General features: G+C 46.5%; 18 protein-coding genes. 7 read left to right on the top strand and 11 right to left on the bottom strand.

Annotated features, from left to right (window positions below; all coding sequences use genetic code 11):
* Positions 1 to 38 precede the first annotated feature (38 nt).
* Complete coding sequence (locus AOT11_RS12465) at positions 39 to 1,802, top strand: SulP family inorganic anion transporter (RefSeq protein ID WP_017421934.1); 1,764 nt, start codon at positions 39 to 41, stop codon at positions 1,800 to 1,802.
* 38 nt (positions 1,803 to 1,840) lie between these two features.
* On the opposite strand, the gene AOT11_RS12460 is transcribed toward AOT11_RS12465, so the two are convergent.
* Positions 1,841 to 2,680 carry a cupin domain-containing protein gene (locus AOT11_RS12460; protein WP_017421935.1) on the bottom strand — a complete coding sequence of 280 codons (840 nt, stop codon included), beginning with the start codon at positions 2,678 to 2,680 and terminating at the stop codon, positions 1,841 to 1,843.
* A gap of 105 nt (positions 2,681 to 2,785) precedes the next feature.
* Between AOT11_RS12460 and AOT11_RS12455 the strand changes: the two genes are divergently transcribed.
* Positions 2,786 to 3,319: a carboxymuconolactone decarboxylase family protein gene (locus AOT11_RS12455; RefSeq protein ID WP_026050633.1), complete on the top strand. Its 534-nt coding sequence runs from the start codon at positions 2,786 to 2,788 to the stop codon at positions 3,317 to 3,319.
* Between the two features lie 143 nt (positions 3,320 to 3,462).
* Here AOT11_RS12455 and AOT11_RS23595 read toward each other — a convergent pair whose 3' ends face one another.
* On the bottom strand, positions 3,463 to 3,624 hold the full coding sequence (locus tag AOT11_RS23595) for a hypothetical protein (protein WP_017421936.1): 162 nt from the start codon (positions 3,622 to 3,624) through the stop codon (positions 3,463 to 3,465).
* Positions 3,625 to 3,856: 232 nt separating this feature from the next.
* Between AOT11_RS23595 and AOT11_RS12450 the strand changes: the two genes are divergently transcribed.
* On the top strand, positions 3,857 to 5,626 hold the full coding sequence (locus tag AOT11_RS12450) for an SgrR family transcriptional regulator (RefSeq protein WP_026050632.1): 1,770 nt from the start codon (positions 3,857 to 3,859) through the stop codon (positions 5,624 to 5,626).
* 1,207 nt (positions 5,627 to 6,833) lie between these two features.
* On the opposite strand, the gene AOT11_RS12435 is transcribed toward AOT11_RS12450, so the two are convergent.
* Positions 6,834 to 7,604: a TerC family protein gene (locus tag AOT11_RS12435; protein WP_017421940.1), complete on the bottom strand. Its 771-nt coding sequence runs from the start codon at positions 7,602 to 7,604 to the stop codon at positions 6,834 to 6,836.
* Positions 7,605 to 7,824: 220 nt separating this feature from the next.
* Positions 7,825 to 8,820 (bottom strand): 2-hydroxyacid dehydrogenase, encoded by a 996-nt coding sequence (locus AOT11_RS12430; RefSeq protein WP_026050631.1) that lies wholly within the window; start codon positions 8,818 to 8,820, stop codon positions 7,825 to 7,827.
* Positions 8,821 to 9,466: 646 nt separating this feature from the next.
* Here AOT11_RS12430 and AOT11_RS12425 point away from each other — a divergent pair.
* On the top strand, positions 9,467 to 11,107 hold the full coding sequence (locus tag AOT11_RS12425; RefSeq protein WP_017421942.1) for a methyl-accepting chemotaxis protein: 1,641 nt from the start codon (positions 9,467 to 9,469) through the stop codon (positions 11,105 to 11,107).
* A 131-nt stretch (positions 11,108 to 11,238) separates the two neighbouring features.
* Here AOT11_RS12425 and AOT11_RS12420 read toward each other — a convergent pair whose 3' ends face one another.
* The 7 genes from AOT11_RS12420 to AOT11_RS12390 all read right to left on the bottom strand — a co-directional run bounded on the left by AOT11_RS12420 (position 11,239) and on the right by AOT11_RS12390 (position 15,090).
* The gene (locus AOT11_RS12420) at positions 11,239 to 11,874 is read right to left on the bottom strand and encodes an HAD family hydrolase (RefSeq protein WP_026050630.1); all 636 of its coding nucleotides are present in this window, start codon (positions 11,872 to 11,874) and stop codon (positions 11,239 to 11,241) included.
* A gap of 57 nt (positions 11,875 to 11,931) precedes the next feature.
* The gene (locus AOT11_RS12415; protein WP_026050629.1) at positions 11,932 to 12,321 is read right to left on the bottom strand and encodes a nuclear transport factor 2 family protein; all 390 of its coding nucleotides are present in this window, start codon (positions 12,319 to 12,321) and stop codon (positions 11,932 to 11,934) included.
* Positions 12,322 to 12,418: 97 nt separating this feature from the next.
* On the bottom strand, positions 12,419 to 12,949 hold the full coding sequence (locus AOT11_RS12410; protein WP_172840601.1) for a nucleotidyltransferase family protein: 531 nt from the start codon (positions 12,947 to 12,949) through the stop codon (positions 12,419 to 12,421).
* A 17-nt stretch (positions 12,950 to 12,966) separates the two neighbouring features.
* Positions 12,967 to 13,437 (bottom strand): GrpB family protein, encoded by a 471-nt coding sequence (locus tag AOT11_RS12405; RefSeq protein ID WP_026050628.1) that lies wholly within the window; start codon positions 13,435 to 13,437, stop codon positions 12,967 to 12,969.
* A gap of 33 nt (positions 13,438 to 13,470) precedes the next feature.
* Positions 13,471 to 14,004, bottom strand: a complete 534-nt coding sequence (locus AOT11_RS12400) for an AAA family ATPase (RefSeq protein WP_026050627.1) — start codon at positions 14,002 to 14,004, stop codon at positions 13,471 to 13,473.
* Between the two features lie 48 nt (positions 14,005 to 14,052).
* Entirely contained in the window at positions 14,053 to 14,571 is a 519-nt protein-coding gene (locus AOT11_RS12395; RefSeq protein ID WP_026050626.1) for a GNAT family N-acetyltransferase, read from the bottom strand.
* 147 nt (positions 14,572 to 14,718) lie between these two features.
* Positions 14,719 to 15,090 (bottom strand): zf-TFIIB domain-containing protein, encoded by a 372-nt coding sequence (locus AOT11_RS12390; RefSeq protein ID WP_011080068.1) that lies wholly within the window; start codon positions 15,088 to 15,090, stop codon positions 14,719 to 14,721.
* A gap of 632 nt (positions 15,091 to 15,722) precedes the next feature.
* Between AOT11_RS12390 and AOT11_RS12385 the strand changes: the two genes are divergently transcribed.
* From AOT11_RS12385 to AOT11_RS12375, 3 genes are all read left to right on the top strand, one after another.
* Positions 15,723 to 16,046, top strand: coding sequence for a helix-turn-helix transcriptional regulator (locus AOT11_RS12385; protein WP_011080067.1), 324 nt, complete (start codon positions 15,723 to 15,725; stop codon positions 16,044 to 16,046).
* Positions 16,040 to 17,356 carry a type II toxin-antitoxin system HipA family toxin gene (locus AOT11_RS12380; protein WP_017421948.1) on the top strand — a complete coding sequence of 439 codons (1,317 nt, stop codon included), beginning with the start codon at positions 16,040 to 16,042 and terminating at the stop codon, positions 17,354 to 17,356. Before AOT11_RS12385 ends, AOT11_RS12380 begins: the two co-directional genes overlap by 7 nt.
* Positions 17,357 to 17,677: 321 nt before the next feature.
* Positions 17,678 to 19,705, top strand: a complete 2,028-nt coding sequence (locus AOT11_RS12375; protein WP_017421949.1) for a DNA phosphorothioation-associated putative methyltransferase — start codon at positions 17,678 to 17,680, stop codon at positions 19,703 to 19,705.
* Positions 19,706 to 19,903: the final 198 nt, after the last annotated feature.

Genomic DNA, 19,903 nt, shown 5'->3' with positions numbered 1-19,903 from the left:
ACTTTACAGTAACTTAACCGCATTTATGGGTAGATCTGTTGGCCAAAATAATCCTATCGCAGTGGTTCCCTGGACTCGTCCAACTAAAACACTATCAAAAAGAGTGGCTCGCCGATGACGTTCGTGCCGCCTTTTCTGTGGTGGCCGTCGCGCTGCCTGTTGCTATCGCCTACGCCCAATTAACGGGGGTATCTGCGATTGTCGGTCTCTATTCGTGTGTATTGCCAATGTTGGTTTACGCCTTAATGGGTACATCAAGACAATTGATCGTCGGGCCTGACGCCGCAACCTGTGCGGTGATTGCTGCCGTGGTAACCCCGCTTGCCGCCGGTGACGCGACCAAACACTGGCAACTGGTGATGACCATGACCGCGATGACCGGAATGTGGTGCGTACTGGCAAGCCGTTTGAAATTGGGCATTTTGGCGGACTTTCTTTCGCGTCCGATCCTCTTGGGGTTACTCAATGGTGTGGCACTCACCATCATCGTTGGCCAGTTTGCCAAGGTGGTAGGCTGGAAATATGAGCAGCGCTATCTACTCGAGCGTTTATGGGAAGCCCCACAACGATTGGCAGATTTGCACTGGCCGACACTGGCGCTCAGCGTAGCCACTGTGGCTGTCTATCTGGTCACCAAGCGATTTCGTCCTAGTTGGCCTGCGGCGATGTTTGCGATCCTCATCACCACCTCCTCCGTTTGGCTTTTGCGTTTGCAAGAAGCCGGGGTGTCGGTTGTTGGGCTGACACAAGGCGGGTTTCCTAACTTCCAAACGCCCGAATTTGAACTGGGCGTCACCCGTGAACTGGTGGTACCAGCGCTCAACTTGGCCATGGTGAGCTTTGTCAGTATGATGCTCACCGCCCGCAGCTTCGCGGCCAAAAATGGCTACGATATTGATGCCGACAAAGAATTCCGTGCTTTAGGGTTTGCCAATATTGCCTCGGCCTGTTCACAGGGGTTTGCCATCAGTGGCGCCGATTCCCGCACGGCAGTCAACGATGCCAACGGAGGAAAATCGCAACTGGTATCCATTATTGCTGCCATCACCATTGCGGTGATCGCCGTGTTTATCTACCAGCCATTGCAGTTTATTCCTATCGCCTCACTGGGCGTGGTCTTGATTATCGCGTCGCTGTCGCTGCTTGATCTTAAAGGCATTTGGATCTTACGGAAACGTGACAAAGACGCCTTCTATCTCGCCTCCATCACTTTTGTTTCTGTGCTGGTGATTGGTGTAATACCGGGTATCACCTTGGCGGTGTTGTTGGGGCTGTTCCAGTTCTTGCGCATCGTTATGCGCCCAAGCGATCAATTGCTTGGTTTGGATGAAGAAGGCACTATTCGCACCGTCGACGGCACAGGTAAAGCCACTCCGATCCCAGGCATGGTGATCTACCGTTTTAACTCGCCACTTACCTACTTCAACGCACCGTATTTCAAGCGCCGCTTACTTGAACACGCAGAACACACCAAAGACGTGGGTTGTGTGGTGGTGGATGCCGTTTCTAGCTTCACTCACCTAGATTTGAGTGTGATGGCAACACTCGCGGATGTGCATGAGACGCTGAAAAAACGGGGAATTCGCTTGATTCTAGCCGGCCGTAAACGACGCCTTCGTCAGTGGTGCGAATTGACGGGCATCAGCACCAGTGAAGGTGGCATTTTGCTGCGCGCGGATATGTATCTCGCCATCAAACTCAGTGGCTGTTACCTCAGTGCTGTGGGTGAAGGTCAAGTCCCCACCGTGCAAAAAGAGCCCGATTTGGAAGAGCCGCCAAAAGCGATTCCCGAAGTGGCATGAAGAGCCTTTTCGTCTCTTTTCTATTTCCCGAATGCCGTTTATTCAGCAGGGCTCGTGTGAGCTTGTGCTTGCTGAAGCGCTAACCATTGAGCCGGTGTGATATCAAAACATCGGCTAAATGCGCGAGTAAAAGCAACACTGCCACTGTAGCCCACCTCCAGCGCGACCGACTTTATCGCTTGCCCTGAAATCAACAACTGTTGCGCTTTGAGTAAACGAACTTCCGTCAGGTAGGTCAGCGGGGGTTGTCCTAACGTCTGCTGGAAAACGGCCGCAAAACGGGCACGCGACATACCCGCCTCTCGCGCAAGGCTCTCTATCGTCCATGGGTGATCCATTTGGTTATGCATCACCTCAAGTGATGATGCCAATCTTGGATGAGCCAATGCCGCCAATACCCCTGCCTGACAAATGTTTTCTGCCACCAAATGGCGGATCAGCAAAATCAACAGCAGATCCAACAAATGCGCGATGCTGGCGACGTAACCGTAGCGCTGTGAAAACGCCTCGTCAAACAGCAAGCTCAGCACGGATTCAAGATGCGTCAATTCACTTAACGGAATCACCACTACTTCGGGCATTGCTCTCAATAAAGGGGAATCTTGAAAGCTTACTGTTGCACACACCAGATCGCAGCCTTGTAACGTGCGTGACTGAATAGAATGCCTGCGTCCCTTTGGGTAGAAAATGAGTGTCGGTTCAGTTAACACATGTTTTCGCCCGTGCGACTCATACACATTCAGCTCTCCACTTTTCAGTAAGTGCAATTGGCCGCCTTGCCCGTGGCTTGCGCTTTCCGAGCTGCCACAAAGATTGCCACTAAAAAACAAGTTCGCTTTAGGTGCGGCGTGTTGAACGAGTGCCGATAGCGCATCCATAAAAAGACTCTTGGTATATCCAATAAGACTTTTAGTGATAAATCGTCTTACTTCTTATGTCAATATCTCTTCAACAAATCAGCACACACAAAAAGGAAAAGCATTATGTCTCGTATCCAAAAACTCGTTAACCCACAAGGCGCAGCCGAAATCACACTATCAGCGATCGAAAAGAAACTCGGTATGGTACCAAACCTCTACGCCACCATGGCTCACTCACCAACGGTATTGAACTCAATTCTGGCGTTTGGTGATTCACTGGGCAAAGGCAAATTGACCGCCCGCCAACGTGAATTGGTGGCTTTAGCCGTCGGTCAAGCCAATGCTTGTCAATACTGCCTATCCGCTCACACGCTGATTGCGTCAAGCACGGGTTTAACCAAAGAAGAAATCGTGGCAGCACGTAAAGTAGAAGCCGATAACGGCGTTGATCAAGCGATTGTTGAGTTTGCAGCACTGGCGGTGACACAACGCGGCGTGATCTCAAATGAGCAGTTAGCCGGTTTACAAGCGAAGGGGCTCGATAACGAACTGTTGTTTGAAGTATTGGCGCAAGTCGCACTGAACACCTTTACCAACTACGCAAACCACATTGCGGAGACAGACATCGATTTCCCGGTGGTCTCGTTGGACGTTTAATCTGGTAAGACTCAGATACGCTCCCTCAACTTCGGTTGGGGGAGTTGTTTATTGGGCAAAAGCAGCACTCAACCATAGACTTCGGGGGAAAGCTATTTGAACCATCAGGAGCAGTGAAGAGTGCTGCGTTTATTCTTGCGGAGTTAGTGTTTATCCTTACTTGACTGCTCTGGTTCTGAACGGGCAAACATCAACTCCATTAAGGCCAGCAGTGCCAAACGCTCAATACGACTATGACTCTGTTGTAACCTTTGCTGGTAATACTCCGCCATGGGGTACTTTTCCGTTTTCTGAGTTAGGTACATACATCGCCCTCCTGCGTTGTCTCTACCCTTTCATTCTGCCTTGCAAAGATGATGAGAAAAACTGAGCAATGCGTTGTCGTTCGCTCCGCTTTATCGTTTTTTCTTGCCCCGCTACGCGCTCAACGGCTTCAAAACCCGCAAAAGAGGAACAAACCGAGCGGAAGGTTTTCACCATTAGCCATACCAATATTCATTACAATGGTCACTCTCCATGATGCTCACCGAGGTATGTGTGTCCGATCTCAATTTACTGCGTTATTACGCGCGACTGACCCCATTAGGTGTGGGCGATGAAATAAAAACCACCCTATCAGAGCTGGCTGATCGTCTTTTTACCAGCACTCGTCATGCGCGTAATCTTTTGGTGAAGCTGCACCAAGTGGGCTGGCTGAGCTGGACGCCCAAACCAGGACGTCATCATCGTTCATCGCTGGTATTGAATTTTGAGCTCATTGCGTTGAAAGAAGAGCTGGCGGCAAAACGGGTTCGCATCGGAAAGTACGAAAAAGCCCTCACTATTCTTGATAATGATGACATTGCCTTCGCCAAGTTATTGAAACGTACATCAGGCGCGACACTGCAAGAAGGCCGGCTGCACATTCAGCTCACTTACAAACGTATGTTTGAGCCATTGCTGCCCCATCTTCCACAACGCAGCAGCGAGCGTTTCTTAATTCGCCAGATCTATTGTTGTTTGGTGTCCGTTGATACCCATGGCCAAATTCAGCCAGAACTGGCACACCATTGGCACTATGATGCGAGTTTGTTGCAATGGACTTTCCATCTGCGGCCTGGGTTGACGTTTCACAACGGCGCCGCCATTGATGCTGTGAGCATTGTGAGTTTATTTGCCAAACTGTCCCGCTTGCCGAGCCATCAACAAGAGCTGGCTCATGTTGTCGACATCAAAGCGCCAACCCCTTTTAAGGTGGTGTTCTCCCTTGATCGACCCGATCTTGGTTTTGCAGGGCTTATTACAGGCGTGAAATACGCGATACAGCCTGTTAGCCAACTCAACAACGTTGCTGGCCTTCGCGAGCGTCGCATACCCGTTGTGGGCAGTGGCGCCTTTGAAGTAACGGAGCACAATGAGAATAAGCTCTGCTTAAAAGCGTTTAATCAGTTTTATGCGTGCCGCGCATTGACGGAAAAAGTGACCATCTGGCGGGTAGATGAAGAGCGCTTAAGCGCGACGTTGATTGAAACCAACCATCCAGAATCGCCACCAATGCCCTGCCGTTTCAGCGTCACAAAGAATACCAAACAACGACAGCACCATGATTCCGAACAACAACATAGCCGAGTAGAAGATGGATGTTTGATGCTGCTTTTTAATCAGCGAGCTCCCCAGCCTCTTGATTATGCTCAGCGCCACTACTTGATGCAGATGCTCAGCCCATCTGCCATTGAGGAGGAGATCCGACTTCACGACAATATGTTTGGCGTTGTCCACGCCTCCAATTTGCTGCCACATTGGCGTGCTGTACTCAAAACACCGGCCAGCGTCGTTTCGTTGCCTCGGCGAATCACGCTCGCGGTGTACAATTACACTGCGTTGAACATTTGTGCGAATGCCATTGCTAGGCTGCTAGCCAAGATTGGCATTGAAGTGGCTATTCGTTGCTATACCTATCAAGAGTTGCATCAACGCAGTTTAGATCAGCAATGGGATGAAGATTTAGTGCTCACCAGTCTTAATCTGGACGACAATCGACACCCTTCGGCGTTTGCCATGCTGTTTAGTAATCCGATTCTTCATGCCTGCATGACTGAAAACGATAAAACTTGGTTGCTCAATCAGTTAACTCTGCTGAGAGAGCAGGTACCACTGCACGAGTATCTGCAACAGTTAGAGCCGATTGCATCACTGCTCATTAGTGAGTGTTGGCTTACTCCTTTGTTTCATCATCGTCAGACCCTACGCTTTCACGGGGTGCTTCATGACGTTGCACTCACCAACTGGGGTTGGCCAGATATTCGCAATGTGTGGTCAGCGGACTAGAGATTTCCGTGTTCTAAAGGGTTTTCCTGCTTGTCTCTTTCGTCTTTTGCTTGTCATCCTCGCGCAGGCGGGGATCCATCCTAAAGCGTTCACTGCGAGTTGATGGTACGACAGCATTCACCTTGCTCTCTGCATTTGGAATGTTTGTCGCTGTAAGGACTTTTCCCAACGCACTACTCGGTGCGCGCGGATAAATGGATTCCCGCGTTCGCGAGAATGACGATAATGGGGGACGCTGTTTCTGCGTTTGTAGATGTTTTCCGCTGTGAGTACTTATCCCAACGCCATGCTCGGTGCGCGCGGGTAAATGGATTCCCGCGTTCGCGAGAATGACGGCGATGGTGGGTGTGGCTCTATAATGGAAACGAATTTGAACGCTGTTCGCGTCTGTCGTACGGCAGCTTTCTGGAGACAAAAGTATTCAACTCCCTCCCAAACATTCTCTTGCTTGTCTCTTTCGTCTTTTGCTTGTCATCCTCGCGCAGGCGGGGATCCATCCTAAAGCGTTCATTGTGAGTTGATGGTACGACTACATTCACTGTGCTCTCTCGGCATTTGGAATGTTTGTCGCTGTGAGTACTTTCTCCAACGCACTACTCGGTGCGCGCGGATAAATGGATTCCCGCGTTCGCGAGAATGACGATAATGGGGGTGTGGCTCTATAATGGAAACGAATTTGAGCGCTGTTCGCGTCTGTCGTGCGGCAGTTTTCTGGAGACAAAAGTACTCAACTCCATCCCAAACATTCTCTTGTTTGCTTATCTCTTTCGTCTTTTGCTTGTGATCCTCAGTTGATGGTACGACTGCATTCACCTTGCTCTCTCTGCATTTGGAATGTTTTCCGCTGTGAGTACTTATCCCAACGCACTGCTCGGTGCACGCGGATAAATGGATTCCCGCGTTCGCGAGAATGACGGCAATGGTGGGTATGGCTCTATAATGGAAACGAATTTGAGCGCTGTTCGCGTCTGTCGTGCGGCAAGCTTTCTGGAGACAAAAGCACTCAACTCCATCCCAAACACTCTCTTGTTTGCTTGTCTCTTTCGTCTTTTGCTTGTCATCCTCGCGCAGGCGGGGATCCATCCTAAAGCGTTCGCGAGATTGACGGAGGGGCATTGACTCGGCAGTTTTATCGATCTTTTTTTAGGAGTTCCTCAACGTAATAAGGCCCCTTTCGGAGCCTTACTTCATAGCCTAGTTTTAGCGTTTACCCTCGGATAAGATCGCCTTGAATAGACACGTTTAACGGACGAATACGACGAATACTCACCTTTTGCTTTTTCTTCAACTGAATATGGCAAAGCTCTAATATCAAACCAAAAGCCATCGCGAAGTAGACATAGCCTTTATTCACGTGAATAGCGAAGCCTTCGGCCATGAGCAATCCTCCCAATAGGATCAAGAAAAGCAACGCCAAGGTTTTGAAACCTGGGTACTTAGTCACCACATGGTTGATTTTTTCCGCCGTTAGCACCATCACCACTGCCGAGGCTAAAATGGCGGCTACCATTATAGGCACTTCATTGGTTAGGCCAACCGCCGTGATAACTGAGTCCATCGAGAAAACAGCATCCACCGCGACAATCTGTAGCAATACCACAGCCAAACCCGTTCTGACATGGGTGGAATGTGCATGCTCATGCTGCGTTAACCAAGACCACAACTCTTTGGCACTTTTAGCCAGTAAGAATGCGCCACCAGCAATCATGATCACATCACGGCCAGTGAATTCGACACCTTGAAATGACAAGATCGGCTGCGTTAGAGACATCACCCAAGAGATCGAAAAAACCAACACTATGCGTGCAAGTACAGCAAGAGTGATACCCATATTGCGGGCGAATTTTCGTTGTTCTACTGGTAAGCGTTCACATAAAACAGAAATAAATACGACGTTGTCAACGCCAAGTACAATTTCCAACGCAAAGAGAGTGGCAAAAATAACCCACGTTTCGGGTTGCAGGAAAAGTTCTAACATAGGGGAAACTCCACTTTAGTGGAATTCAGAGGGGTGTTTCGTCGACTGGGGTCGTCCATTAAAAAAATAAACCTTTATTGCTTAGGGACGAGTAGTTAATCAGTAACAACCAACCTTGGCAATGGGGCCAGTTGTAACAAAGCGTAACACGCCAAAAAACAATCAAAGCAGTGCCGCTCAATAAGAGTGACACTGCTTCACACACCCCATCAGTTGGCCGTTATTGCACTAGCTCATTACCAGATGTGTTACCAGCAAAGAAAGCCTCGACATTGTTAAGCGTCACCGACGCAATATTGTTCAACGCTTCATGCGTTAAAAAGGCCTGATGGCCAGTAAACAAAACGTTGTGGCACGCAGACAAACGGCGGAACACGTCATCGACAATCACATCATTCGATTTATCTTGGAAAAACAGATCTTTCTCGTTGTCATAAACATCAAGGCCCAACGCGCCTATTTTGCCTTTTTTCAGCGCTTCAATGGCCGCTGCTGAATCAAGCAGTTCACCGCGGCTCGTGTTGATGATCATTACGCCATCTTTCATCTGTTCAAACGAGTGTTCATTGAGCAAATGGAAGTTTTCTTTGCTCATCGGACAATGCAGCGAAATCACATCGGCATTTTGGTAAATCTCTAGGAGAGTGGTGTAGCGCGCGCCCATTTCGATGGCCAGTGGATTTTCATAAGGATCGTAGCAAAGAATGTCCATCCCCAATCCTTTTAGAATCCGCATCGTCGCTAGGCCGATTTTCCCGGTGCCAATGACTCCAACGGTCTTGCCGTAGAAATTAAAGCCAACTAACCCCTCAAGTGAGAAGTTGGCATCGCGAGTTCGCTGATAGGCTTTATGCAAGCGACGATTCAAACACATCATCATACCAACCGCGTGTTCCGCTACCGCCTCCGGAGAGTACGCTGGCACTCGCACCACTTGCAAACCCAGTTCTTTGGCCGCACGCAGATCGACTTTATCAAACCCGGCACATCGCATCGCAATCAGCTTTGTGCCACCAAGCGCTAACTGCTCAAGAACAGGGGCAGAGAGATCGTCATTGACGAAAGCACAGACCACATCACAACCTTGAGCCATTTTGCTGGTTTTTAGCCGCAAGCGAAAATCATGGTAGTGAAACTCATACTCTTTGTTGCCATTCACTTTATTAAACGAGGCTTCGTCATAAGATTTCGCGCTAAAAAAAGCTATCTTGATCATGGTGTTCTCCTTCGTCGGCCAGTTCTCTCGCACTTGCCTTTTTATTACTGCTTACAGCAAACATTGAGCTATTTGCTTTGTTATTACCAACCCTGTTTTACCTATTGATTTTTGAGCTATTTCTGACTACAAACCGAACAAAAATTGAATAATATAGTTTGATAAAACATTGGTTTAACGCCAACTATACTCCTTTCATCGGCAAAAAAAACACTGTAAAAATTGTGCTTAAAGAGGGGAAATTTGATTGGCTAGTCATGGCAACGATTGACATATCAAGTGCAAGACATGTCAGTGGTCGCTAATATCACTCATCTACAGACAGAAATACAAAACATGAGTGAAACTTCGCAACTGTATCTATGACATGCTCTTGCATCGCCAAACTTACTATTACAATAGTTTTCACCTATTAACCTAATCACAACAAGCAATTGGAAATCCCCCTTCTCCCTCTGCGAGAATGTCGCGCGAGACCACAATATCCAGGCGCTGATTTCATCAATGTTGGTGATACTTCACCCTTTCTTTGGTTGCTTGTCATTTTTGCTCGAATAAAGCGGTCTCACTCTTTCCACAAAAACTAAAAAATAAGCGTTGATGGCGATATTGCCTCAACGGTTACGTTTGCTATCAGGAGTATGGAATGCAATACCTTGCACAGTTAAAAGTAAGGACGCGTTTGGCGCTCGGTTTTGGTACGTTAGTGGCACTTATGGCGTTACTGACCATCGTCGGTATTCAAAAAGTTAACTTTATCGACAAAAGCCTTGCTGAGGTGACGGACATTAACTCGGTAAAACAACGATACGCGATCAACTTTCGCGGCAGTGTCCATGATCGAGCGATCGCGATTCGCGATGTTTCAATGGCCCGAACCTCACAAGAGCTTGCTCGTTTTGAAGATGAAATCCGTCGATTAGAAAAATTCTATCAACAATCGGAACAAAACATGCAAAGCATGATGGCTGATGGCATTCCCTTTTCAGCGCAAGAGCGAGCCATTTTGCAGCGCATTGGTGATATACAAACAAAAACGCTGCCTCTTGTGAGAGAAGTGATTGCGAAGAAAAAAAGTGGCGAAGACGTTACCCCTTTGCTACTTGAACAAGTTCGTCCAAGCTTTGCCAGTTGGTTAAAAGTGATCAATGAGTTTATTGATTGTCAAGAGTCGCTCAACCAACAACTGACGCCCATCGCTCGTGCGGAGGCCAACGGATTTCAGAGCTTAATGCTGGTGTTAAGTGGTATCGCCGTGCTGATTTCGGCAATGGTTGGTTTCATTATTGAGCGCAGTTTTCGACTTTCCTTGGGAAGTGAACCCTATGTGGCCCAACATGCGATTCAGTTGATGGCCAATGGCGAGTTAACTCAACAACATCAGAGCAGTGATAAAGGCAGTATTCTGCACTCACTTTCGTTGATGTCCGATAAACTCAGCTCTATCGTGCACAATATCCGAAACGCATCAGAGCAACTGGCTATGCAAGTGGAAGCCGTTTCAAGCGGTTCTAGTTCAGTCTTTGACTCCGCTCAGCAACAAGCGTCGCTGACACAAAACATGGCCACGAAATTAGAAAGCATGCATGCCAGCATTGACGACATTTCCAAAGTGGTGAGCCTTACTGAGCAAAACTCAGTCAATACCTCTGATAATGCCCGTGATGGCCGTGTGCTTGTGGCGGCAGTGGCGAAGCAAATGCTGTCTGTGACCGCCGCCGTCAATGAAACGGTTGCTCAGGTCAAACAGCTAGAGGCCAAAACGCGCGATATTGGCGGAATCGTCAATATGATCAGCAGTATCTCAGAGCAAACCAACTTGCTCGCGCTGAATGCTGCGATAGAAGCGGCGCGAGCGGGTGAATCTGGACGCGGCTTTGCCGTCGTGGCCGATGAAGTGCGAAGCCTAGCCAAACGTACAGGTGAAGCAACAACGCAGATCGAGGCGATGCTCAAAGAAGTGCAAGCTCAAACCGTTGCCAGCGTGACTGCAATGGAAAACACGCAGCCTAAGGTAGAGAGTTGTCAGAAAAACACCGCACAAGCGAGCCAACTGCTGGTGAGCATTGAGCAGCAGTCTCAAGATTCTCTCAATCGAGTGCGTGAGGTTGTCATCGCAACGGATGAACAAGTGGAAGTGGTCCGTGAGCTTGTCGTGGCCATGGAACAGATATCCTGCATGTCGAAGGAGTCCATTCGATCAATGGAGAATAACCAGGTGGCCAGCCAGAACTTGAACGCGCTTTCTGATCATCTCAAACAAGAAGTTGCCTTCTTTAAAGTGTAACGGTCAACGAATACTTGGCCGATAAAATGTAAAAACTCAATCTGTCACCAGGTTGAGTTTTTAAAGCACTAGGCGTTGTTTCAAATGCAGCGCATTGCCCGACCTTGGCCTGAATTTGTTTGCGCTTTGCGTTACACCAAAAGCGCTTCAAAACTCTCGATACAAGCAACCGCACCACTCAAATCATTTTTGCCATTAAATTCATGCCTGATGGCCACCACGTTACAACCGCTCGCTCGGCCAGCCAAGACGCCAGCATGAGAATCTTCAAATATAATTGCCTGTTCTGGCGTCACACCCAGTTTTGACAACGCCAGATTAAAGGCTTCTGGATCGGGTTTGTGTTTTGTAACGTGCTCTTGTGTGATCACAACCTTAAACGCCTCCTTCAGCTCTAGCGCATTCAGTATGTTTTCCACCATCCACGTTGCTGCTGAGCTGACCACGGCACACTGTTTTCCACTCGCATTCAAATGTTCAATGTACGCTTTCGCGCCGCGATTCAACTCGAGGTTTTCCGACAGCAATCTCTCGTAGTGAGCCCGAAAGTGTGTATTGAACTCGGCGAGCTCAGGGGAAATATTCGCATGTTTGAAAAAATGGCCAGTGACCACAGGCCAGCTCTCTCCCATCACCTCTTTATAGATATTAAAATCCACCACTGAGCCGTAATCTTGGCAAGCTAGGGCCAACGCTTGCCCTTTCAATGGTTCCGAATTCACTAAGGTGCCATCCATATCAAACAGGTAAACTTGAAACTCTTGCAAAACTTTTTCCCTATTGTTTCGTTTATTCTTTTGTGGTTCTAGATAGCCAAAAATCACTTAATCACACGACTCTTGAACGATCTTGACCCATTTTGAACGCCACGCTTGCGCTGGCATTGGATCCGGCCAAAATTCCTTTTGCTTGCAGATAAGCCCATTTTCAACCGTATGAAAAGTGATGGCTCGCGCTTTTTGAACGCCATCGGTAATCACAACGTCTGTCACAACCGTAGCCCCCTCACAAACAACGGAATGAATGTCGAATGTCCAAACACCATTGGCCGGGTAATCGGTGTTAATCGCGATAAAATTCTCTCTGCCAACAATTAGCTCACCAGATTGCGGCCAAAAGCCCTCAAAGTCCAAACTTAACCATTCACTGGCTTTGGCAAAATCATTACTTTTCATCGCCTGCCAATAGGCTAAAACGACCTCTTTTGCTTCCATTGTTTTCTTCACTCCATGAATTGATAAAAATGAGTGATGCAGATTCAGAGCGGCTAGCCGCATCACGAAAAGGGCAAGCCCAAACGGCAAAGTGTTATTACGACACCACCACTAATTGAGGCCAGCGGGACACCCATCCTTTTGAAGTAACGCGGTGTTCAAACGTTGCCAAACAACGCTTAGGATTGTGCGTGATATGACCGAGAAATAGAGATTCAAGCCCAAAAGCCGAAACACATTCATATTGATTCGGCGCCACTTGCCGAACGGCCACTGCCGTTTCTTTCTCTGGCCAATAACGCATGGCATCTACCGCGCTTTTATACGGTTCATCCCCGTTACGAATATGCATTTTTGCTTGATTGCGAACCTGCCAATTGAACTGCGGCATGTGCGCTTTTAAATGCGCTTCATATTGCAAATAAGCATCGGGGTTTGACTCTATGGGATCAAAGTAGATCACATCAACGTCATTCAAGGGAGTGACAAAACCGTGTAATGAATCCCAAACCAAATTTCGCACAAAACCTGCGGCAATATAGCACTGAGGCAAGCACAACTCGGCCACATGGCCTAACGCCTCTGTTCTCATTCGGTCTTCTTTGATGAGAGCGATGAGCTCATCCATTTTCGGACACACGTTGTTTACTGCGCCAAAACATGTTCAACAAATGCTGATTTTTTCAGACGATATTCGTCTTGAGACCAACCAGTACATGAGATTTTCAGCGCATTGTATTGTTGAACCAACTCAGGGTTTGCACGCAGCTTATCTCTAAACGCCAAAAAGCACTCAAACTCAGAACCATTGGCAACCACTTGGAACGCCACATCTTCATTGGCGGTGCTTTCCAACATGCATAGCTCAGGTGTTCTTAACGTATCTTGCTTTTCCTCAAAGCCCAAACCTTTGAGTGTTTTTACCGCGTTTTCTAACTCTTCGCTATCCACACCCACATAGATATCCAAGTCGCCTTTAGAAACCGCCAAAGGAATGGAAGATGCCCCTACGTGCTCGACAACGGCATCAGGGAGTAGCGCTTCAATCTCACTTTGGTATTTTTCATAGCGTTGTTCACAAGAAGCCTGATACTCCTCTGCGCGATAAAACTTCATCTTTTCTCCCAAGGCATAGCGCCATACTAAAGATTAGGGTTTGAGGTTGTTTAAAATAAATTCCGCTCGCTCTCGAACGGAGACCATCGGCACTTCCAGCAAATCGTAACCAAACTGCGTGTAGGCACTCACCATTTCGCGATATGTAGCAACGGCTTCGTTAAAATCTTGCTTTCGCTCTCGATCATTTTTATAGATCGATTCCCATGGCGGGAAAATAAACACCTTACGCTCATAACTTAACTCACAACATTTCGTGGATAAAAGCGTCGTAATCGGTAAGTTTTCAAGCTTACTATAGCCGTAGCAGTCAATAATGCTTCTATCATAAAAAGTCGTTACTGCGTGCCCAAAGTCGTCATAGTTTTTGATTTCTTCAGCCACCATTTGGTCGCGAAAGGCCACTTTGTCCAGCCAAGGTAAAGCACTTCCTTGAGATTGCATTTGTGCTTGGATGACTTTTCGCCCCACTTCGGGTGCACTGGGATAACCTAAGTTATTGAGATACTCGATCACGGAGGTTTTGCCCGCCCCCGGCCCACCGGTAAACACAACACGATGATTCAAATGAACCTCCTTGGTGGCCATCTCTTTGTTGGAATGAAAGTACGCGATTTACTTACAATCAACCCAATACCGAGCCAAGGCATTGGGAAACACCTTGCCCATAACAATGTTCTCAAACTTTCCACCGTTGGCTTCTATCACACCACGCGACGCAAGGTTATCTTCATCAGCGGTGATTAATGCCCGTTCAATGCCAAGCTCTGCCGCTTTCGGTAATGCCAACTTAAGCATCAATTTACCATTCCCTTTTCCTCGATGTGAAGGCGCGATATCGTAGCCAATGTGGCCTGCTTCCATCGCAAGAAATTCATTATTGATGTTGTGACGAACTCGAATCGCACCAAGAACCGTTTTTTGAGCATCCACCAGCCAAAAGTGGCTGCATGGTACATAGCCTTCGCGTAGATTGACCCCCATTGCTTCATCATGCAACCGCTGAACATACGTTGAAAAATCCGTTTTGCCCTCAAGATAATAGTCCGCATTTTCACGATCATTCTGTGCAAAATCGTCGTAAAAATATGCAAAGGCAAGCTCAAACTCTGGTGAAGGGACAACTAATTCCATGTTGTTTGCTCCGTGATGGGATAATAAAAACGCGATCTGACATTAGTCGCCAACTCTTCTAACGCATTGCTTCAATATCAGCGAATTCCGACCCCTTAGATCACTATACCAAGCGATGGGAACCCGCCTCATTATGTGATGTGGCGTCTACAAGCGTTCAACTAGGCCAAACTTTTTGAAAAAGTCAGAAAGATCGAGAGTGGCTAAATCTTTAAACTCACCCGCATCATAGAAACGGCCTTTACACGTAGGGCAGCTTTCAAACCAAATGTGAGGCTGTTTAGGATCAACTAAGCGCAGTAACTGGTTGTTGGGACAAACCGGGCAATTGATACGGTCAATCACGTTAAATGCTTTGCCGATCTCTTCATCACCTGAATCGATAACATCGGCAAGAGGTTTCATCGCTTCAACTTCATAAGCGTCAATCCACAGCCCTTTACACTCCGTGCATCTTTCTACATCACCTAGCGGTGTTTGAAGCTGTTCAAAATCAGAACTGCATTTTGGGCATTTCATCTTCGTTCCTTTTATTCTTTGTTTGTTCACTATTTTTCTGATACTGGGTTAAGAGGTGAAACGCACCAAAGCGGAACATTCTACAAATCTCTTTGACCACAGCATGTTATAGCCGCAGATTATACCATGTGTTATGAATCCTTTTTATAACCAAGAGAAATTTATTGCCGCAAGTTTATATCGAATAGTAATGAAGGCTTAAAAGCCGATAGAAAGATTGACTAGCACAACCTTAACAATCACTTGTCACTTTTAACGTGTACCCACACTTCAAATCGGCACCCTTGCGATAATTAGGCGTTCAACTTCGTTTCAGGCATATCAAACCCTGTAAGCTTGTTCAGTGCTGCCTCTGATAGAGAGCGCATGATAGCCATACCGCCTTTTCAATTCTTGTTGGAGCCGTTGAGCTTCTGGTAATCCCTCCAAAGAGCCTTCCATCACTCCCCTCTAGAAGAGATTTTCTACAAACATCACAATGTCCAAAAATAGTTACTTTATTAGACTTAAAGACACTTAATGTCACCAAAATGGAACACTAAATGCGATTATTGACAGTACCAACATAAGGTCCTAAATTAAGAACATTACGCAACAAAACACCAACAATGAAACCAAAATAGGACTTTAGAGTGAAACATGTAACAGCCGCAGCATTAGCAGAAGAAATCGGCGATAGGTTGAAGCAAGCTCGACTCAATCGAGACCTAACACAATCTGAAGTTGCAGAAATTGCTGGCATTGCCCGCAAAACAGTTTTGAATGCAGAAAAAGGAAAAGTGCAGCTCGATATCATGATCGCGATATTAATGGCATTAGACCTTACAGAACAAATTGATCTCTTTATCCCTAAACAAGAAATTTCTCCTTTACAGCTGGCAAAACTGCAAGGAAAGAAAAGGCAGAGAGCCTCTGGACAGCGCAGTAATAAAGATGAGGAGACACCAGAATGGTAATGGAAGTCATTACAATAACTTACCAAGGCGATCTCGTTGGCGCTGTGAGTTTTGACACTGAAAAGGGACTTGGATCATTTGAATATGATCCAAGCTTTGTAAAAAAGGGGGTCGAGCTCTCTCCAATCAAAATGCCATTATCGAATCGTATCTATCGCTTTACCGAACTGGATTTCAATACCTTTAAAGGACTACCCGGTTTAATTGCTGACTCCTTACCTGATGATTTTGGTAACGCGGTTCTCAACGCATGGGTTGCAAGTCAGGGTCGTTCACCGAGTGACATTACCCCACTGCAACGCCTCCAATATACGGGAAAGCGAGGCATGGGCGCTCTTGAGTATGCGCCAGCGACAAAGTTACGAAGTTTAAATGCTTCACAACAGGTAGAAATCCAATCGCTCGTTTCAATTGCACAAGAAATCTTAGATTCACGAGGTAATTTTGAAGTCGAGCTCAAACAAAATGGCCAAGACGATAGAGAAGCAATGATGTCTTTATTATCTGTTGGTATGAGTGCGGGAGGCGCAAGGCCGAAAGCCGTCTTGGCATTTAATGAAGATTTTACTCAAGTCCGCTCCGGCCAAACCAACGTGCCAAGTGGATTTACTCATTATTTGATGAAGTTTGACGGTGTTAGTGAGCATAACAAAAATCAAGAAACCTTCGGTGACCCATTAGGTTATGGCGCAATGGAGTTTGTTTATCATTTAATGGCGAACAAATGCGGTGTCGATATGATGCCATGCCGCTTACTCCATGAAGGCAATCGACGGCACTTTATTACACAGCGGTTTGATCGAATTAAAAATAGCAAGGTACACGTACAAACGCTAAACGGCCTGGCCCACATTGATTATAAAAAGCCGGGGTCATTCTCTTACGCAGAGTTATTTGGCATTGCCAGACAATTGAAGCTTTCCGCTGTTGACGCTGAGCAGCTATTCAAACGCATGACGTTCAATATCATTGCTCGAAATCATGACGACCACTCAAAGAACTTTGCCTTTATGTTGAAAAAAGACAGATGGTCTCTCGCTCCCGCTTATGATTTAGCCTATAGCTATAAACCAGGTAGTAAATGGGTAAACAGCCATTGGATGAGCTTGAATGGCAAAAGAGATAACTTTACACGCGGTGATTTCTATAGCTTAGAGAAACTAAGCCCTATTTTTAACAAGAGAAAGATCGACGACATTATTGATACAACGATTGAGCACGTATCAACTTGGCGTCAGCTTGCTGAGGAATGGGATGTACCAAAAACACTAATAGATGAAATTCAAGAAAACTTGCGGCTCGATATTTAGTGAAGTGGCTGTATACAAAAAGGATGGTCTCTTATTTAAGGCCATCCGAACCAAATCCTGAGATGCATTGCTTTTGTGTAGATATGAAAAAAGGCCTGATAAATCAGACCTTTTAGAATGTGGCGGGAGTGAGGACTCACGACCGAGATGATAATCCATTGAAAAAGGATTTCTGAGTTTTGAATGATTAAAATACGATTAAACCACAAGCACAAACCTCGCCTTACCGTGATTCATCTCTCGAAAATGTTGAGTGCCTCAAAGTACCGCCAACCAACTCTTTTTAATCGCGTATAATCGGAAAAAACACCGGAAATCGCCATGAATAAAGCACTGTTTTCTGAGCTCATCTCACGAGTCCGAGTTGGCAAACAATTACCAGAAGCGGTGTATCTTCATAGGGATGCTTTCAGCGCTCTCCCACCAGAACTGGCCAAGTTTATTCCTGCGGTTGCTAAGGCCCTTAACCTGCCAGACGACCAATGGAACCTTGTAAAACTCTTTAAAAGAGAGTTTCGACTCTCTCTACTGCATTACCCTGCTTTTTATTGTGATTCTTACCCTGCGCTAAAACAAAGCCTTAACGTCGACCTTGCCAAATTGAGTAATAAGCTCACTTGCTACGAAGATTCTGATAACCCTCCCATCTTGCATCGAAAAGAAATCATGGTCTTGCCCACCAGCGAATACTACTCACATTTTGTTTCCCTAACCCGTGAGGGAGAAAATGCAGGGTTGTATGAAAACACTCGAATCATCGGATTTAAACGCTCTTGGGAAAATGTGATCGCTCGGCATGGTTACGAGCTCGTCGATGGCCATTTATTTCGCACCTCTACATTTCATGCAGAAACGAAAACCGAGATCGATCGCTATAAAACTGCCCTTGTCCGTCACGAACTCTCCGCACCGATGAAAAACCTAGCAAAGCACGGTTACCTCGAGGGCGTTTACTCCATTTTTGATTATGGCTGCGGACGTGGTGATGATTTACGAGAGCTAGAAGCACACGGGCTAGACGCACTTGGGTGGGACCCAAACTTTCAGCCAGACAATGACAAAGTGAGTTCAGACATCGTCAACCTAGGTTTCGTCCTCAACGTGATTGAAGATCAAGACGAACGTTTGGACGCATTATTAGGTGCATGGGAGCTCGCGAATAAGGTTCTCGTTGTCTCCGTGATGCTGGCCACCGAAAGTTATATCGCCCAGTTCAAACCCTATAAAGATGGCGTGATCACCTCTCGCAACACCTTCCAAAAGTATTACGTTCAGTCAGAGATAAAAGCGTATCTTGAACGCAGTTTACAAGAGGATGCCATTACCGTTGCCCCGGGCATTTTTTATATCTTCAAAGATAAACTTGAAGAGCAGCAGTACTTACAGCGCAAGTACAAACGCCACCACAAATGGCAACAGCTCACCTCTCCTGAACCTGCCGAAGCAAAAGACAAAGCAAAGCTCCTTATCACCCAAAACCAAGAGATATTCGATGCATTTTGGAACTCATGCTTAGAGCTTGGGCGTATACCTGCCAATGAAGAGTTTGAACAATCAGACAAAATTCGAGCGCTTATAGGTTCACACAAGAAAGTGTTTGGCCTACTGCGAGAAATGTTTGATACCCATGAGTTCGAAAAAGCAGAAAAGCGCCGCAAAGAAGATTTGCTGCTTTACTTTGCTATGGGGCTATTTGAGAAGCGAAAACCTTACACACAGCAACCGGAATCACTCAAGCGTGACATCAAAGCTCTGTTTGATGATTACAAAACGGCGCTTAACCTCGCAGCGGAGCTGCTATTTGCGATTGCCGATGCGGAACTCATCAACACACAATGTAAAAAAGCCCACCAACATTTACCTGCAAGCTTATTGAATGAAGGACATTCACTCATTCTTCATCGTGATTACATCGATGACTTACCACTCTTACTGCGTGCATACGTCGGCGCGGGCTTACAAATGTATGGAGAGCTGAATGACGAGATCGACCTGATCAAAATCCATATCACATCAGGCAAGCTCACCTTAACCGCTTACGATGATTTCGAGAAATCTGTGCCCTTTTTAGTCGAGCGCATCAAAATCAAAATGGCAGAGCAAGACATAGACTTCTTTGATTATGTGGATGAAAAACGCAGGCCGCCTTTGTTAAACAAACACCTTTATCTGCCAAATGAGCACAAAGACTACAAAAAGCAGCTGAGCTTTGACAAACGAGTAGCCAAGTTGATGGAATTTGAACCAACTGAAGAAACTCAGATGACGCGAACGGAGTTTGAGGTACTTTTGGGCAAACATCATAAGGAAATCAGAGGGTTTACAATAAGCACAACGGCATTCACTTAAACCTTCAGAAAAAACCAGTCCTGCAATAGAAATCTCACCAGCATCCTTGTAGAATGTCACACTCATTTTGGCATACCTATGAAAGAATTCGCATAGACAGTACCAACACATAACAAAATCCAAGATTGGTACGTCAAAATTTGACATACCCAAATAAGTTGACTTAGCTAAATCCTATGGACTTTGTCATAAAACAAC

This window comes from Vibrio vulnificus NBRC 15645 = ATCC 27562 (assembly GCF_002224265.1).
Taxonomy (GTDB): Bacteria; Pseudomonadota; Gammaproteobacteria; order Enterobacterales; family Vibrionaceae; genus Vibrio; species Vibrio vulnificus.
This window is presented reverse-complemented; position numbering and strand designations above follow the sequence as displayed.